The organism is Streptomyces sp. NPDC001393 (genome assembly GCF_053597455.1).
Genome location: NZ_JBSFIH010000006.1, coordinates 1 through 16,264 on the forward strand (window position 1 = coordinate 1; position 16,264 = coordinate 16,264).

The following is a 16,264-nucleotide window of genomic DNA, read 5'->3' on the forward strand; positions in this document are numbered from 1 at the left end:
CCGTTTGTCGCCGGCGCCCGTGGTCGTAATGTTCCGTCGACGGGCGCCGGAGGGTCGTAAACCAGTCAGGCCGGTGAAAGACGCGGTTCATGTGAGTGAACCGGCTGGTGCTGCGAACGGACCGGTCGGCGGGTCAGTGGATGATCCCCGTGCGCAGGGCCACGGCCACCATGCCGGCCCGGTCGCCCGTGCCCAGCTTGCGGGCGATGCGGGCGAGGTGGCTCTTGACGGTCAGGGCGGACAGGCCCATGGAGACGCCGATCGCCTTGTTCGACTGGCCCTCCGCGACCAGCCGCAGCACCTCGACCTCGCGGCCGGACAGCTCGCGGTAGCCGCCCGGGTGGCTCGGGGCACCCGGGGGGCGGCGGTGCATCCGGGCGGCGCCGAGGGGGGCGGCGCCGGGCCGGGCGGGCAGGCCGAGGTTGGTGCGGGTGCCGGTGACGACGTACCCCTTGACCCCGCCCGCCAGGGCGTTGCGCACCGCGCCGATGTCGTCGGCGGCGGACAGCGCCAGCCCGTTGGGCCAGCCCGCGGCACGGGTCTCGGACAGCAGGGTCAGGCCGGAGCCGTCGGGCAGGTGGACGTCGGCGACGCAGATGTCGCGCGGGTTGCCGATGCGGGGACGAGCCTCCGCGATGGACGAGGCCTCGATGACATCGCGCACGCCGAGCGCCCACAGATGGCGGGTGACGGTGGAACGGACGCGCGGGTCGGCCACGACCACCATGGCGGTCGGCTTGTTCGGGCGGTAGGCGACCAGGCTTGCGGGCTGCTCGAGGAGAACGGACACCAGGCCTCCTGGGTGGGGGGACGGGGCCGGCTTGTGGGGATGAAGCCGGGACGAACCGTGCTTTCAAGGTCACAGTCGTCTTCGGCAGCAAACTCGTCCGCCTTTAGAGAATGATCACGATCTAGTGAGTAACAATCTGTGCAATTCGGACACGCGATCGATCATCCGAAGATCGAGTCGGTTCGAGCCGATGCGATTCAGGGTCGGAAAGTGGCCGTATCGACAAAGACATGGTCAATAAGCCGCCCATGCGGATGAAGCCGCGGGCCGACCGCTTCGCTCACCGTGACTGCGGGCCCCTGCGCTGCGGCAGCGTCACCACCGACGCATCGCCCGGACCGGCCGGCGGCAGCCCCGCGACCTGGGCCAGCAGATCGCACCAGGAAGCCAGGTGAGAGCCCGTGTCCGGCACCCCGCCCAGGCCCTCACGGGGCGTCCAGGACGCCCGGATCTCGATCTGCGAGGCCGCCGGCCGCTCGGCCAGCCCGCCGAAGTAGTGCGAACTCGCGCGCGTGACCGTCCCGCTCGGCTCGCCGTAGCCGAGCCCGCGCGCCTGCAGCGCCCCCGTCAGCCACGACCAGCACACCTCGGGCAGCAGCGGATCGGCGGCCATCTCCGCCTCCAGCTCCGCGCGCACCAGCGTCACCAGCCGGAAGGTCCCGCGCCAGGCGTCGTGGCCCGCGGGGTCGTGGAGCAGCACCAGCCGTCCGTCCGCCAGCTCCTGCTCGCCGTCCACGACCACGGCCTCCAGCGCGTACGCGTACGGGGCGAGCCGCTGCGGGGCGGGCGTGGGCTCCACCTCGACCTGCGGCCGCAGCCGGGTGCTGCGCAGGGCGTCGACCGCGGCCCGGAAAGCCGGCGGGTCCTCAGTACCGGAGCGCCGGTCCGCCTCCTCGGTGTCCTTCACGTCGTCCATTCCGTCAGCGCTGTCCGACATTCGTCCGTGAGCCGCAGCCATGCCGGGAAGAGTAAGGGGAAGCGCGGCATTGTGCAGGGCAAGACACAGCAGGTGGCCGCGGGCAGTCGTGCCCCGGGACACCGGGCGGGGCACGATCTGGTGGCATGCGAAACTTGCCCCGTGACCGCCAACACCAGCATGCAGCCGACAGCGACGTACGACAGTGCCTTCCTCAGGGCGTGCAGGCGCGAACCCGTGCCGCACACCCCGGTGTGGTTCATGCGCCAGGCCGGCCGCTCCCTGCCCGAGTACCGCAAGGTGCGCGAGGGCATCCCCATGCTCGAGTCGTGCACGCGGCCCGAGCTGATCACCGAGATCACGCTCCAGCCGGTGCGCCGGCACGGCGTGGACGCGGCGATCTACTTCAGCGACATCGTCGTCCCGCTGAAGGCCATCGGCCTCGGCCTCGACATCAGGCCCGGCATCGGCCCGGTCGTCGAGGAGCCCATCCGCACCCGCGCCGACCTGGCCCGGCTGCGCGACCTCACGCCCGAGGACGTCTCCTACGTCACCGAGGCGATCGGCCTGCTCACCAAGGAGCTGGGCGCCACCCCGCTGATCGGTTTCGCGGGCGCGCCTTTCACCCTCGCGAGCTACCTCGTCGAGGGCGGTCCCTCTCGCACGTACGAGAACGCCAAGGCGATGATGTACGGCGACCCCGAGCTCTGGGCCGACCTGCTGGACCGCCTCGCCGACATCACGGCCGCCTTCCTCAAGGTGCAGATCGAGGCCGGCGCGAGCGCGGTCCAGCTGTTCGACTCCTGGGTCGGTGCCCTCGCCCCGGCCGACTACCGGCGCTCGGTCATGCCGGCCTCCGCGAAGGTCTTGGACGCCGTCGCGGGCTACGGCGTCCCGCGCATCCACTTCGGTGTCGGCACCGGTGAGCTGCTGAAGCTCATGGGCGAGGCCGGCGCGGACGTCGTCGGCGTCGACTATCGCGTCCCGCTGGACGAAGCGGCGCGCCGCGTCGGCCCCGGCAAGGCGCTGCAGGGCAACCTCGACCCGACGGTCCTGTTCACCGACAAGGACACCGTCGAGGCCAGGGCCCGCGAGGTGCTGGACGCGGCCGCCGGCCTGGAGGGCCATGTCTTCAACCTCGGCCACGGAGTGCTGCCGAACACCGACCCGGACGCGCTGACCCGGCTCGTGGAGTACGTCCACACCACGACCGCGCGCTGACTCACCAGGTGTGACGGGGCCGCGCCCGCCTGCCGAACAGCAGGCCGCGCGGCTCCGGCGGGGGCGGCGTGCCGGGCCCCAGCGGCAAGGCCAGCAGCATGCCCGCAAGGAAGCCGACCACGTGCGCCGCGTACGCCACCGTGCCCGCCCCGGACACTCCGTGCCCGGACGAGTAGACCGCCTGCAGCACGAACCAGAAGCCCAGCACCAGCCAGGCGGGCAGCCTCAGCGGCAGGAAGACCAGGAACGGCACGAGGACCCACACCCGCGCCCTCGGCCACAGCACGATGTAGGCGCCGAGCACCCCCGCGATCGCTCCGGACGCCCCGATCAGCGGGTCGCCCGAGGTGTCGTTGAGCAGCGCGAAGCCGTAGCCGGCCGCGTAACCGCAGACGACGTAGAAGAGGAAGAAGCGGATGTGGCCCATCCGGTCCTCGACGTTGTTGCCGAAGATCAGCAGGAACAGCATGTTCCCGAGCAGATGCAGCCAGCTGCCGTGCAGGAACATCGCCGTGAAGACCGACAGGGGCGGCGACTTGTCGTAGCTCGGCGGTGCCACGACACAGCCCGGGCCGTGCGTGCCGATGCCCACCTGGCCGGTCGGCACCAGTCGCGGCGTCTGATCGTGGATCAGCTCCCGCGGCACCGCCGCGTAGTGGTCCATGAAGGCCTGCAGATGGCACAGCTGCGCCAGATCGCTGCCACCGGCCACGGAACCGGCTATGCCGGGGGTGTTGATGAACACCAGGACGTTCGCGGCGATGAGGGCGTACGTCACCCAGGGGGTGCGGCGCACCGGGTTCACGTCATGGACGGGTATGACCACACAGAAGTAGTGCCCGGGATGAGACAGGCGAATCGGTGAACGGCACGGGGCGGGTGTGCGTATCTCCTGTCAACCGACGTGAGGATCAGGCGATGAACGAGCGAGTTGCTCCTGCGATGCACGCTCTGCCCGACGGTGAGGCGGAGATCTCTCTGGTCGTACGGCTCCCCTGGGAGGACGTCGCACGCCTCGGCCAGGAAGCGGGGCGGCTCGCCTCGCAGATGCAGCGGCCCGTGACCCTGGACGAGGCAGTCAGCTACCGGCTGAGGTCCACCCGGCCTACGGCCACGCATGCGAAACCCGCCGGCGAGCAGCCGCCGGCAGCCGTATCCGCCCTGCCACGCATCAGCGGAACGGCCTAGGCGAGGCGTACCTTCGCCGTCGCCTTTCTCGCGGCCACCAGGACCGGGTCCCACACCGGTGAGAAAGGCGGGGCGTAGCCCAGGTCGAGGGCGGTCATCTGGTCCACCGTCATCCGCGCGGTCAGCGCCACCGCGGCGACGTCGACCCGTTTCGCCGCGCCCTCCCGGCCGACGATCTGGACGCCGAGCAGCCGGCCCGTGCGGCGCTCGGCGAGCATCTTGACCGTCATCGGGGATGCGCCGGGGTAGTAGCCGGCGCGGCTGGTGGACTCGATGGTGACGGTCTCGTACTGCAGGCCCGCCCGGTCGGCGTCCTTCTCGCGCAGACCGGTGCGGGCGATCTCCAGGTCGCAGACCTTGCTGACCGCCGTGCCGACCACACCCGGGAAGGTGGCGTAACCGCCGCCGGCGTTGGTACCGATGACCTGCCCGTGCTTGTTGGCATGGGTGCCCAGCGGGACGTACTGGTCCTGGCCGGAGACCAGGTTCAGCACCTCCACGCAGTCGCCGCCCGCCCAGATGCCGCCGTGGCCGCGCACCCGCATCGCGAGGTCGGTGAGCAGGCCGCCATGGGCGCCGAGGGGCAGGCCCGCGGCCTTGGCGAGAGTGGTTTCCGGGCGGACACCGATGCCGAGGACCACCACGTCCGCGGGGTACTCGGCATCCTCCGTGGCCACCGCGCGGGCCCGCCCGTCCTCCCCGGTGAGGATCTTGGTGACCTCGGCGTCGTTCACCATCGTGATGCCGAGGCCCTCCATGGCCCGGTGCACCAGGCGGCCCATGTCCGGATCGAGCGTCGACATGGGCTCCTTGCCGCGGTTGACCACCGTCACCTCGAAGCCCCGGTTGATCAGCGCCTCCGCCATCTCCACGCCGATGTAACCGGCGCCGACGACGACCGCCTTGCGGCCACGCGTGCGTGCCAGGGTTTCCAGCAGGGCCTGGCCATCGTCCAGGGTCTGCACACCGTGCACCCCGGGGGCGTCCGCGCCGGGCAGGTCGGGGCGGACCGGGCGGGCGCCGGTGGCGATGACGAGCTTGTCGTACGACGTCCAGGACTCGGCGCCGGAATCGACGTCACGCGCGCGTACCCGCTGTCCGGCCGTGTCGATCTCCGTCACCTCGGTGCGCAGCCGCAGATCGATCCCGCGCGCCCGGTGCTCCTCGGGGGTGCGGGCGATCAGGTCGTCGCGTTCGGGGACGTCGCCGCCCACCCAGTACGGGATGCCGCACGCCGAGAAGGAGGTGAAATGGCCGCGCTCGAAGGCCACGATCTCCAGCTCGCCCGGCCCCTTCAGCCGGCGCGCCTGCGACGCCGCGGACATGCCCGCGGCGTCGCCGCCGATCACGACCAGTCGTTCCGTTCCGCCCCGCCCGCCGCGCATGCTCATGGGGCCACGCTACGGGGTGCGGGCAGGTCAGTCCCGGTCCGGCCGCTCCTCGGCGGATTCCGGCGCCGGGCGGGCCGACGGCAGCGGGCCCAGCGCGGTCATCGCGGGCGCGGGCTCCGGCCGGCGCGGCAGCCGGGGCCGTACCACTCGCAGCCACAGCAGCGCCACCGCAGCGGCGCACGCCGCGAACGGCAGGGCGGCGCCGAGCGCGAGGACGATCCAGCGCAGCAGGGTCACGAACACGTGCCAGCCGCCGGACAGGGCGTCCACGACGCCGGGGGAGTGGTCACCGGCCGCCTTCCGCACCGGCTTCTCGGACAGCGACAGCGTGATGGTGGCGAGGCTCGTGCGGTCCTTCAGGGACGCCTGCTGGGCCAGCAGCGACTCCAGGTCGGCCTGACGGGTGCTCAACTCGCTCTCCAGCGCGACCACATCGCTCAGCTTGGTCGCCCGGTCCATCAGCGCGCGGATCCGGTCGACGCTGGCCCGCTGCGACTTGACGCGGCTGTCCACGTCGACGACCTGATCGGTGACGTCCTCGGCCTTGGCCGTGCGGTCGATCAGCCTGCCCGTGCTCTGCAGGCCGGCCAGCACCATGTCGTACGCCGCGCTCGGCACGCGCAGCACCACCCGGGTGTGCTCACGGCCGTCGGCGTCCCGGCTCGTGCTCTCCGCGCCGACGTAACCGCCCGCGTCCTCCGCAGCGGTCCGGGCCTGGTCCAGGGCCGTGGGCACGTCCTTCACCTGGAGGGTGAGGGAGGCCGTGCGGATGATCGCGTTCTGGGTGAGCCGGGGTGTCTTCGGGGCCGGCTTCGTGTGGTCGGCCGTGCCGGGTCCAGCGGCCGCGTCGGCGCTGTGCGCCGCGGACTTCGCCGGGGCGCCGCCGCCCGAGCCGCCCGCACCGCCGCATCCGGCGAGGGCGAGGCAGGCGGCGAGCAGGATCCCGGCGAGAGCACGGGCGGAGTGTGCGGAACGCGGTGCGGGCATTGGGAGATCCCCCCGAGGACGGTGGCTGCGACGGTCCTACGACGGCCGGACGCGCCGGAACGTTCGGACGGCGGCCCCGTCCCCGCAGGACCTACGGCGTCACGCAGGACCTACGGCCCTGGCGGGAGTGTCAGTGGGGTCTGAGAGAGTGGAGGGCATGAGCACAACGGGTTCACGTACGGGGCATGTCGTCGTCATCGGAGCCGGTGTCGCCGGTCTGGCCGCCGCCCACCGGCTGCTCGGGCGCGGCACCCGCGTGACCGTGCTCGAGGCCGCGGACCGGGTCGGCGGCAAGCTGCTGCCCGGCGAGATCGCGGGCGTGCGGGTCGACCTGGGCGCCGAGTCGATGCTCGCCCGCCGCCCCGAGGCCGTGGCCCTCGCCCGCGAGGTGGGCCTGGCCGAGCGCCTCCAGCCGCCGGCCACCGCGACCGCCTCGATCTGGACCCGCGGCGCCCTGCGCCCCATGCCCAAGGGCCATGTGATGGGCGTGCCCGGCACCGCCGCCGCGCTCTCCGGCGTGCTCTCCGAGGAGGGCCTGGCCCGCATCGGGCGCGACGCCGACCTGCCGCGCACCGAGGTCGGCGACGACGTGGCCGTGGGGGAGTACGTGGCCGCCCGGCTCGGCCGCGAGGTCGTCGACCGCCTGGTCGAGCCCCTGCTCGGCGGGGTGTACGCGGGCGATGCGTACCGCATCTCGATGCGCTCGGCCGTCCCCCAGCTCTTCCAGGCCGCCCGCACCCACACCTCCCTCACCGAGGGAGTCCGCGAGATCCAGGCCAGGGCGGCGGCGAACCAGCAGACCGGCCCGGTCTTCATGGGCATCGAGGGCGGCGTGGGCACCCTGCCGCTCGCGGTCGCCGGCTCCGTCCGGGCCCGCGGCGGCGAGATCCTGACCGGGACACCGGTGAGCGAGCTGCGGCGGGAGGCCGACGGCGGCTGGCGGGTGGTCGCCGGGGAGCGGGCCCTGCGCGCCGACGCCGTGATCGTCGCCGTGCCCGCCCCGGCCGCCGCGCGACTGCTGCGCGGCGAGTCCCCGGAGGCCGCCGCCGAGCTGGCCGCCGTCGAGTACGCCTCGATGGCGCTGGTCACCCTCGCCTACCGCCGCTCGGGCCTGAACCTCCCCGAGGGCAGCGGCTTCCTGGTCCCGCCCGTCGACGGCCGCACCATCAAGGCGTCCACGTTCGCCTCCGCCAAATGGGGCTGGATCGCCGAGGAGGACCCGGACGTGGTCGTGCTGCGCACCTCCGTGGGCCGCCACGGCGAGACGGAGATCCTCCAGCGGGACGACGCCGCCCTCGTCGAGGTGTCCCGGCACGACCTGCGCGAGGCCACCGGCCTGGACGCCGTACCGCTGGAGACCCGGGTCACCCGCTGGACCGACGGCCTGCCGCAGTACCCCGTCGGGCACCACGCGCGCGTGGCCCGCATCCGCGAGCAGGTCGCCAAGCTGCCGGGCCTCGCGGTGTGCGGCGCGCAGTACGACGGCGTCGGCATCCCGGCGTGCATCGCGAGTGCGTACGCGGCCGTCGACCAGCTGGCGGGCGACATGAACGGAATCCGGGAGCTCACGGCCAACCCGGTGCAGAGCCTCCACGGCGGAGCGGGAGAATAGGAACCATGAGTGACGACGCCCCCACCACCGAGTCCGGCAGGATCCCGAACAAGGGCAAGCTGGCCAAGGACCTCAACGAGGTCATCCGCTACACCCTCTGGTCGGTCTTCAAGCTCAGGGACGTACTGCCGGAGGACCGCGCGGGTTACGCCGACGAGGTCCAGGAGCTGTTCGACCAGCTCGCCGCCAAGGACGTGACGATCCGCGGCACCTACGACCTCTCCGGCCTGCGCGCCGACGCCGATCTCATGATCTGGTGGCACGCCGAGACCAGCGACCAGCTGCAGGAGGCGTACAACCTCTTCCGCCGCACCAGTCTCGGCCGCGCGCTCGAGCCCGTGTGGTCCAACATGGCGCTGCACCGCCCGGCCGAGTTCAACCGCTCGCACATCCCGGCGTTCCTCGCCGACGAGACGCCCCGCAACTACGTCAGCGTCTACCCGTTCGTGCGCTCCTACGACTGGTACCTGCTGCCCGACGAGGACCGCCGCCGCATGCTCGCCGACCACGGCAAGATGGCCCGCGGCTACCCGGACGTGCGCGCCAACACGGTCGCCTCGTTCTCCCTCGGCGACTACGAGTGGATCCTGGCCTTCGAGGCCGACGAGCTCCACCGCATCGTCGACCTCATGCGCCACCTCCGCGGCTCCGAGGCCCGCATGCACGTCCGCGAGGAAATCCCGTTCTTCACGGGCCGCCGCAAGGACATCGGGGATCTGGTGGCGGGGCTGGCCTGACAAACTCCCTGAGGCAGCGCCCCGTGAGGGGCGCGGGGCTGTGTCGATATGCGGCTCCGCCGCGTGGGCGCGACCAGCCACGGCGAGCCGGCAGTCGCCCGACGGCATGTCGTGGCACCCCAGTAGGCCCCTTATCGCCGCCCACTCCGAAGAGAGCCCCGCTGGGACTCTTTTGTCGGCCGAGCCGCCGCAGGCAACTGGTGCGGCGCGCACGACGCGCGCCGCCCAGGCACCCGGCCCTCCAGCAAGTACGCGTCGACGTGGCCGTTGACGCACTTGTTCGGCCCGCCCCCGATCCCGTGCGTCCCCGCGTCCCGCTCGGTCACCAGCACCGAACCGGCCAGCCGCCGGTTCATCTCCAGCTGGCCCGGGTACGGCGTCGCCGCGTCCCGCTCGGCCGCCAGGATCAGTACCGGCGGCAGTTCGCCCTGCCCCGTCCGCACGTCCAGGGGCTGCTGCCGGGGCGCCGGCCAGAAGGCGCAGGGCAGGTTCATCCACGCGTTGTCCCAGGTCTCGAACGGTGCCACCCGGGCGAGCCGGGTGTTGTCCCGGTCCCAGACCTTCCAGTCCGTCGGCCAGGGCGCGTCGTTGCACTCCACGGTCGTGTAGACCGCGTTGAGGTTCTCCGCCTCCGCGGCCGACGCCGCGCTCGGCGCGGCCAGCCGGACCAGCGGCTTGGCGTCACCGTGCAGATAGGCCGACAGCGCCCCGGCCTGGCTCGGCCAGTAGCTGTCGTTGTACCCGGCCGACAGGAACGCGCTCTGCAGCTGGCCGGGACCGACCTTCCCTCCGGCCGCCTTCCCGGCCAGCCGCTCGCGGGCGGTGTCGTAGCTGCGCTGCACCTTCTCGGGGGTGTCGCCGAGCTGGTAGACGTCGTCGTGGCGCGCGATCCAGTCCCGGAAGTCCGCCCAGCGCTCCTCGAACGCCGCCGACTGGTCGAGGTTGTTCCGGTACCAGATCTTGTCCGGGGCGGGATCCACCGCCGAGTCCAGCACCATGCGCCGCACGTGCGAGGGGAACATCGCCGCGTAGAGCGCGCCGAAGTAGGTGCCGTACGAGGCTCCCATGAACGTCAGCCGGTCCTCGCCCAGCGCGGCCCGCAGCACGTCCAGGTCCCGGGCGTTGTTCAGCGAGGTGTAGAAGCGCAGCTTGCTCCCGGAGCGTCGGGCGCAGCCGCGGGCGTACGCCTTGGCCTGGCCGATGCGCTGCCGCTTGTACGCCTCCGAGGGGTGTGTCGGCGAGGCGGTGGGCGACCTGACGAACCTCTTCGGATCCTCGCAGGACAGTGGCGCGGAACGGCCCACACCGCGCGGGGCGTAGCCGACCAGGTCGTAGGCGGCGGCGATCCGCTGCCACACCGGGACCGCGCCGAGCAGCGCGAAGTACATGCTGGACGCGCCGGGGCCGCCGGGGTTGTAGACGAGGGCGCCCTGCCGGGGGACCTTCCGCTTGCTGTTGCGCGGGTCCTTCTGGGTCGCCGGGGTCCGGCTGACGGTGAGTTTGATCTGGGCGCCGTCCGGGTGGGCGTAGTCGAGCGGGACGGTCACCGTGCCGCACCGCACGGTGGGCGGTGCCTTCGGCAGGTCGGCCGGGGAGCACGCGCCGAAGTCGATGCCCGCCGCCCGGGCGCGGGCCACGGCCACCTCGGTGCCGCGCAGCTCGGCCGTGCCGGGGGCACCGGGCGCCCCGGCCGCACCACCGGCCGGGGCGGCGGCCAGGGTGGTCAGCAGCAGGGTCCCGGCGGCCGAGTACAGGGCGGCAGCTCTCATCGCGTATCCCTTCGATGCGGCGGCGATGGCACGGCTGCCCCGCCCCGGCGACAACAAAAGGGATATTTCGTTCGGCTCTCGATGAAGGCAAGCACCATCCGGCCGGTGTCGGCGCCAATGCCCCCTATGCGCCCCTCGACGACCCTGCGGAGGCCCCGTCGGGTGCCCTCACTCCCGCCAGGGCTGGTCGCGGTGGGTGAAGGCGGCGCGCAGCTGCGGCTCGCCGATCGCGCGGATCCCGCGTACGGCGACCGAGGTCAGGAACGACCGCTCGTCGCCGGCGGGCCTGCGCACCAGCGTGCCCAGCAGCCGCTGCCCGGCCGGGGAGGCCCAGCGCGAGTACGGATGCACCTCGAAGCGGGCGATGGCGAGGCAGCTCAGGGACAGGGCGAGGGGCAGGGCGAACCACAGTCCGACCAGCAGCCGGGGCGTCCCGGTCTGGATGGGCAGCAGCAGCGCGGTCACCCCGAGCGCCGCGACGGCCAGGGCGGCGGCTCGCACCTGGCGGACGGCGGCGCCCACGGTCGCCCCGGCGCCGTCCGGGACGGCGAGACCGGCGCGCACCAGCCGGTCGGCGAGCCGCCGTACCGCCTCGGCGCCGGCGGCCCGGGCCCGCGCCGGTGCGATGCGCGACTGGCCCTCCGGACCTATGGCCCCTATGACGGACTGCTCCATCTCGTCGCGCCCCTCGGGGTCCACGACGGTGGCCCAGCCGGTGTGCGCGAGCAGCAGGCGCCGCTGGCGGGCCATGGAGACCATCGTCACATCGGCGACCCGGGCGGGGCCGCCGGAGAGGAAGGCCGCCTCGTACAGCGTCAGATCGTGCTCCCGGCCCACCGTCGCGGCATCCGCGTCCAGGGCTGCCGCGCGGACGGCCGCCAGGCACAGCCGGGTGCACGCCGTACCGGCGAAAGCCCAGGCCAGAAGCAGGAGAAGGACCCAGAACATGACGTGTTTCTATGCCAGAGGCCTGGGTGAACGCCATGCCCTGTTCATCATCCGGACACAGTGTTAGCAGTCTGTGACGTTCCGTTTCGCGCCCAGGTCAGCGTGTCAGGAGCCGCTCGTCGCCGGCGGCGGGCTGGTGGTGGCGGGCGGCAGGGAGTACGACTCGGCCGGTGACGGGGTGACCGGCACGGCCGCGGTGGGCTCGACCGCGGGCGGGGTCGGCACGGGCGTGGGGGAGGCCGCCAGTTGCTGTGCGAGGGCGGCGAAGTCGACGTATCCCGTGGCCTCAAGCGCCTTGATGTGATCGAGGACGGTCGCGGTCGCGTCGTCGGCGAGATCGCGGACCAGGGAGTTCTGGGTGTCGGCCCGGACCTCGGCGACCAGCGTGAACACCCGGCCGTGGGCGAGCCGGACGAGGCCGGCGAACTGGCGGTCGAAGTCCTGACCCTGCGCCGACTTCAGGGTGTCGAGCCACCCCTGCTGCTGTGCGTCCGGCTCGTTGGGCAGGGGTACGCCGAGCTGGGTGGCGACGGTGCGGAGATGGGCGTCCAGCGAGGTGTACCCGTCGACCAGGTGCTGGCCCGCCGTGCGTACGGCGGCCGTGGTCCCCTTCTGCTCCGCCAGTTCGCCGGCGGGCAGCTCCCAGAGCCCCGCCAGCCGGACCTTGGCGATGAGGTCCCGGTCCTGTGCGGACAGCGGGCCGTACGGGGTCGTCACGGTCTGGGCGCTCAGGACGGTGGCACCCGCCGCCGGGCCCGGGCGGTCGGCGTAGAACCAGAGCGGGCAGAGCAGCGCCGCCGCGGTCGCCGCGAGGGCCGCGATGACAAGGCCCGTGCCGCTGAATATGCCTCGGCCCTTGACCGGGGGTCGGGGTCGCATGACGCCTCCTGTAGCGCACCGCACGCGAGTGTGCAGGGTGGTGGGGTGCGGGCGGCATATTACTCGGCTGTGTTCAGGAGTCCGGCCGGGTGCGCAGAGCCGTGGGGTGGTGACGATGCGTTGACGGCTGCGGGTGTGTCGTGGTCAGCCGCCCGCCTGAGCACACGCGCCGTGGCTGCGGGCAGTCGTGCCGCCAGGGGCGGCACGGGTGGGCGCAGCGGCCCCTGTCAGCGCCGGTAAGCGGCCCCCGCCTCCGCCCCCGCCCCCCAGCCGTCGCGCCGGGCACCCCTCACGCCGCCCGCAGTACCCTCCGTGCCAACCGAGCCACCCGCCCACCCGGCCTGGGTGCAGGGCCCGCCCGGTCCAGCCACCACTCCCGGAGCCGTCGCCGGGCATCCGCGTCCTGCGGCCGCCCGGACCCGAGCAGGTGCGCGGCGAAGTCCAGGGCGTCCCGGCGGTAGCCCCCGCTCATCGGCCGCACCCGGGCGTAGTCCAGGAACGCCGTCCGGTACCCGGCGCCGAGGATGGCCGGCAGCTCGGGTGCGACCTTCGCCACCACGTCCGCCCGCTTCGAGGCGAGGGCCCGTGCCTGCACCGCCATCCGCACCCGGTCGAACCCCTCGGGCACCGGCGTCCCGGCCACCAGTGAGGACAGTGCTGCGGCCTGGGCGACGGCGAGCCGCTCCCGCGCCCGGACCGCCGGCCGGGCCAGGACGGCGACACCCCCGCCTGCCGGGCCACCGCCGGCCCCGGTCCCCATACCCCCGTCGGCCCGTGTGCGCCCGGCCGTCACCGCGTCCCGGATCATCGTCAACTCCCGCTCCAGCTCGGCTGGTTCGGGGAAGTTCTCGTCGCGTTCCAGGAGGACGCCGGGCGGCGCGGTGCGGGCGGCGAGGTCGGTCAGGATGTCGAGCACCGGGCGCGGCACGGGGTGGGCGTGGCTGTCGTGCCACACGCCGTCCCGCTCGAAGCCGCCCGCGACATGGACGTAGGCGATCGCCTCCACGGGCAGCGCGGCCAGCGCCTCGGCCGGGTCCTCGCCCCGGTTGACGTGGTTGGTGTGCAGGTTGGCCACGTCGATCAGCAGCCGTACGCCGGTGCGCTCGACCAGCTCGGACAGGAACTGCCCCTCGGTCAGCTCCTCGCCCGGCCAGGAGAACAGCGCGGCGATGTTCTCCAGAGCCAGCGGCACGGGCAGGGCGTCCTGTGCGATGCGCACGTTCTCGCAGAGCACGTCCAGGGCGTCCCTGGTGCGCGGCACCGGCAGCAGGTGCCCGGCCTCCAGGCGGGGGGAGGCGGTGAGCGCTCCGCCCGCGCGCACGAACGCGATGTGCTCGGTGACCAGGGGGGAGCCGAGGGCCTCCGCGCGTTCCGCCAGCGCCGTCAGCCGGGTCTCGTCGGGGCGGTCGGCGCCGCCGAGGCCGAGGGAGACGCCGTGCGGGATCACGGTCACGCCGCGCTCGCGCAGCCGCAGCAGTGACGCGGGAAGGTGGCCGGGGCAGACGTTCTCCGCCACGACCTCCACCCAGTCGATGCCCGGCATGCGCTCCACGGCATCCGCGATCTCGGGTCGCCAGCCGATTCCCGTGCCCAGTCGCCGCATGGCCCCTCCCCTCGTTCGAATGGAGGGGGTATGGCCCCGGCGGCCGGACCCGAACCGCCTCCCTGGCGTGTTCAGAGCAATATTTGAGCTTCAGGTCCGGGCCGGCCACCGCTCGGGGCTGCGGCCCAGCAGGCGCAGTGCCTCCTGAAGCGGGCCGGAGCCCTCGGGTACCTCCAGCGCCGGGGCGAAGGCGAAGCCGGGGCCGCGCCGGGCGGGGTCGGTCGGCACCCGTCGGGCCACGGCGAGGGCGGCGACGAGGACGTGCTCGGGGAGTTCCACCCCGGTGCCGAGGGTGACGGCCACGTCCCAGGCGTGGACGACGTGGTCGACGAAGTGGAAGCTGACCGCCCGGTCGCCCGGGAAGTCGCCGCCCAGCTCCGGCAGCGTGAACTCCCGTGCCAGTACGCCGGGTTCGGAAAAGGCCGACAGGACCGAGGCTGCGGCCGACCGGTGGAGCCGGCCGGGATCGCTCATGTCCTCCGGCTCCCGCCAGTGCTCCGGCTCCCGCCCCGCGCCGCGCGCCGCGGCGGCGAATCCGAGGTGCTGTGCGGTCATGTGGGCGACGAGCCGCCGCAGGGTCCAGCCCGCGCAGGGGGTGTCCCGTGTCCAGTCCGCGGCCGTGGCCAGGTCCACCACGCGCACGACCTCCTGGACGGCGATCCGGTCGAGTTCGACGAAGTCCGCTCCGGTCCCAGTCATGGCCCGAGCATAAAACAAAGCGAACGGACGTGCTTATTTTTTCGCAAGCGTGACGGTGTGACCTGTCTCCAACCAGGCCCCGTGTCAGGGGAATTGGGGCAGCGGGACCCCCTCCACCGCCGCACCGCGCAGCCGTTGCGCGATGGCCACCCGTGCCCTGCGGTACGCGGTCTCCTCGTCGTGCAGCACCGACAGGGCGTTCGCCGTCTCCAGCAACGCCACCAGCTCGAAGGCGAGTTGCGCACCATCGGTGCCGGGGTGCAGCTCGCCCGCCGCACGGGCCTCCTCGACGGTGCGCTCGACATGGGCCGACCAGTCGCGCTGCGCACGGACCACGGCGTCGTGCACGGGCCCCGTCCGCGCGTCGAACTCGGCCATGGCGCCGTAGAAGAAGCAGCCGCCCGGGAAGACCCGGCTGCGCGAGTACTCCAGGAACAGCTCGCACAGCCGCCACACCCGGCCCACGCCGGGCGGGGTGTCGGCCGCGGGCCGCAGCACCCGCTCGGTGTAGATCCGCGCCGCCTCCCGCACGGTGGCCAGCTGCAGTTCCTGCTTGGAGCCGAACAGCGCGAACACCCCGCTCTTGCTCAGCTCCAGCTCGGCGGCGAGCCGGCCGACGGTGAGCGCCTCCAGGCCCTCGACCGAGGCGATGTCCACCGTGCGGCGCAGCACCAGCCGGCGGGTGCGGTTGCCCCGCTCCACCCGCCCGTCGACCCGTGTCATCGGCCCTCCTAGCGCAGCGCCGGGTGGTCGGCGACGACCGTGCAGCTGCCCGGCGCGATCTCCGTGAAGCCGGCGTCCCGGACGACCGGCAGTCCGCTGCCGGTCAGCCGTGCCCAGTCGGCGGGGCCGGCCCTGCGCACGGCAAGCGCGTAGCCCGCGTCCCGCCAGGCGCCGCGCTCCGCGTCGGACAACGCCCACCAGGCCAGCTGGGCACCGTGCCCGGCCTGCGCCATCGCCTTCCCGGCCGACATCTCCAGCTCGGGGTTCAGCCACAGCACCGGCTGGGCCGGGTCGGCGGCGGCGGGCGGCTCCGGGTCGTCCAGCTCGGTGCCGGAGACCTGGAGCTTGGCCAGGTCCTTGGGCCAGCCGTCGAGCGGGATCGGCGGAAAGACCCGCACCTCGGCGGACTTGCCGGTCACCGTGATCCCCGGCAGCGCCTCGGCCCGCCGCCACTCGGCGCCCCGGGCCCGCCGGACGACCTTGCGGATCCGCGCGTCCTCCCAGCTCCGCACCGCCTCGGCCCACTCGCCGTCCCCGTGCGCCCGTTCGTCCCCGAGCAGCTCCAGCACCGCCCGGGCGGCCGTCTCCAGCGCGTCGGTACGCGCGGGCGGCGCGCTCTTCTCGATCCGCGCGACGAGGGGCAGCACGAACTGGGGCGCCTCGTCACGCGGGGTGCGCTCGGTGTGGAAGGGACTGTCTGAGGGGGAGGCTGGAACATGGCTCACGCAGCCAACCCTAAGGGGCGCGGGGCCGTGCCCGTCCGGGGCTCCGCCGCGTGCGGGCGACCAGCCACAATGACCC

Annotated in this window: 16 protein-coding genes; 4 read left to right on the top strand and 12 right to left on the bottom strand. The window is 73.3% G+C overall.

Annotation, left to right across the window (positions count from 1 at the left end; genetic code table 11):
• Positions 1 to 133: 133 nt before the first annotated feature.
• Together ACWC2T_RS09555 and ACWC2T_RS09560 are read right to left on the bottom strand one after the other, a co-directional pair.
• Positions 134 to 790, bottom strand: a complete 657-nt coding sequence (locus tag ACWC2T_RS09555) for a response regulator transcription factor (RefSeq protein WP_351211103.1) — start codon at positions 788 to 790, stop codon at positions 134 to 136.
• A gap of 280 nt (positions 791 to 1,070) precedes the next feature.
• The gene (locus ACWC2T_RS09560; RefSeq protein WP_450669807.1) at positions 1,071 to 1,748 is read right to left on the bottom strand and encodes a DUF3000 domain-containing protein; all 678 of its coding nucleotides are present in this window, start codon (positions 1,746 to 1,748) and stop codon (positions 1,071 to 1,073) included.
• 138 nt (positions 1,749 to 1,886) lie between these two features.
• On the opposite strand from ACWC2T_RS09560, the gene hemE reads away from it, so the two are divergent.
• On the top strand, positions 1,887 to 2,927 hold the full coding sequence (gene hemE / locus ACWC2T_RS09565; RefSeq protein WP_450670010.1) for a uroporphyrinogen decarboxylase: 1,041 nt from the start codon (positions 1,887 to 1,889) through the stop codon (positions 2,925 to 2,927).
• A 1-nt stretch (position 2,928) separates the two neighbouring features.
• Here the strand turns inward: hemE and ACWC2T_RS09570 are convergent, their stop codons facing one another.
• Positions 2,929 to 3,753 (bottom strand): rhomboid family intramembrane serine protease, encoded by an 825-nt coding sequence (locus tag ACWC2T_RS09570; RefSeq protein WP_450669808.1) that lies wholly within the window; start codon positions 3,751 to 3,753, stop codon positions 2,929 to 2,931.
• 92 nt (positions 3,754 to 3,845) lie between these two features.
• On the opposite strand from ACWC2T_RS09570, the gene ACWC2T_RS09575 reads away from it, so the two are divergent.
• Positions 3,846 to 4,115 carry a hypothetical protein gene (locus ACWC2T_RS09575; RefSeq protein WP_450669809.1) on the top strand — a complete coding sequence of 90 codons (270 nt, stop codon included), beginning with the start codon at positions 3,846 to 3,848 and terminating at the stop codon, positions 4,113 to 4,115.
• Here ACWC2T_RS09575 and ACWC2T_RS09580 read toward each other — a convergent pair.
• Entirely contained in the window at positions 4,112 to 5,506 is a 1,395-nt protein-coding gene (locus ACWC2T_RS09580) for an FAD-dependent oxidoreductase (protein ID WP_450669810.1), read from the bottom strand. The two genes, ACWC2T_RS09575 and ACWC2T_RS09580, sit on opposite strands and share 4 nt — an antisense overlap.
• Positions 5,507 to 5,533: 27 nt before the next feature.
• On the bottom strand, positions 5,534 to 6,493 hold the full coding sequence (locus tag ACWC2T_RS09585) for a DUF4349 domain-containing protein (protein WP_450669811.1): 960 nt from the start codon (positions 6,491 to 6,493) through the stop codon (positions 5,534 to 5,536).
• Positions 6,494 to 6,650: 157 nt separating this feature from the next.
• Between ACWC2T_RS09585 and hemG the strand changes: the two genes are divergently transcribed.
• Both hemG and hemQ read left to right on the top strand, forming a co-directional pair.
• A complete protein-coding gene (gene hemG, locus ACWC2T_RS09590) occupies positions 6,651 to 8,105 on the top strand; it encodes a protoporphyrinogen oxidase (protein WP_450669812.1) in 1,455 nt (484 codons plus the stop codon).
• A 5-nt stretch (positions 8,106 to 8,110) separates the two neighbouring features.
• A complete protein-coding gene (hemQ, locus tag ACWC2T_RS09595) occupies positions 8,111 to 8,842 on the top strand; it encodes a hydrogen peroxide-dependent heme synthase (protein ID WP_450669813.1) in 732 nt (243 codons plus the stop codon).
• 131 nt (positions 8,843 to 8,973) lie between these two features.
• Here the strand turns inward: hemQ and ACWC2T_RS09600 are convergent, their stop codons facing one another.
• From ACWC2T_RS09600 to ACWC2T_RS09630, 7 genes are all read right to left on the bottom strand, one after another.
• Positions 8,974 to 10,611, bottom strand: coding sequence for an alpha/beta hydrolase (locus ACWC2T_RS09600; RefSeq protein ID WP_450669814.1), 1,638 nt, complete (start codon positions 10,609 to 10,611; stop codon positions 8,974 to 8,976).
• 168 nt (positions 10,612 to 10,779) lie between these two features.
• Positions 10,780 to 11,559 (bottom strand): TIGR04222 domain-containing membrane protein, encoded by a 780-nt coding sequence (locus tag ACWC2T_RS09605; RefSeq protein ID WP_450669815.1) that lies wholly within the window; start codon positions 11,557 to 11,559, stop codon positions 10,780 to 10,782.
• Positions 11,560 to 11,664: 105 nt separating this feature from the next.
• The gene (locus ACWC2T_RS09610; RefSeq protein ID WP_450669816.1) at positions 11,665 to 12,438 is read right to left on the bottom strand and encodes a DUF4142 domain-containing protein; all 774 of its coding nucleotides are present in this window, start codon (positions 12,436 to 12,438) and stop codon (positions 11,665 to 11,667) included.
• A 289-nt stretch (positions 12,439 to 12,727) separates the two neighbouring features.
• Positions 12,728 to 14,041, bottom strand: coding sequence for a DUF692 domain-containing protein (locus tag ACWC2T_RS09615; RefSeq protein ID WP_450669817.1), 1,314 nt, complete (start codon positions 14,039 to 14,041; stop codon positions 12,728 to 12,730).
• A gap of 90 nt (positions 14,042 to 14,131) precedes the next feature.
• Positions 14,132 to 14,740 carry a TIGR03086 family metal-binding protein gene (locus ACWC2T_RS09620; RefSeq protein ID WP_450669818.1) on the bottom strand — a complete coding sequence of 203 codons (609 nt, stop codon included), beginning with the start codon at positions 14,738 to 14,740 and terminating at the stop codon, positions 14,132 to 14,134.
• A gap of 84 nt (positions 14,741 to 14,824) precedes the next feature.
• A complete protein-coding gene (locus ACWC2T_RS09625) occupies positions 14,825 to 15,463 on the bottom strand; it encodes a TetR/AcrR family transcriptional regulator (RefSeq protein WP_450669819.1) in 639 nt (212 codons plus the stop codon).
• 8 nt (positions 15,464 to 15,471) lie between these two features.
• The gene (locus ACWC2T_RS09630; RefSeq protein WP_450669820.1) at positions 15,472 to 16,188 is read right to left on the bottom strand and encodes a peptidyl-tRNA hydrolase; all 717 of its coding nucleotides are present in this window, start codon (positions 16,186 to 16,188) and stop codon (positions 15,472 to 15,474) included.
• Positions 16,189 to 16,264: the final 76 nt, after the last annotated feature.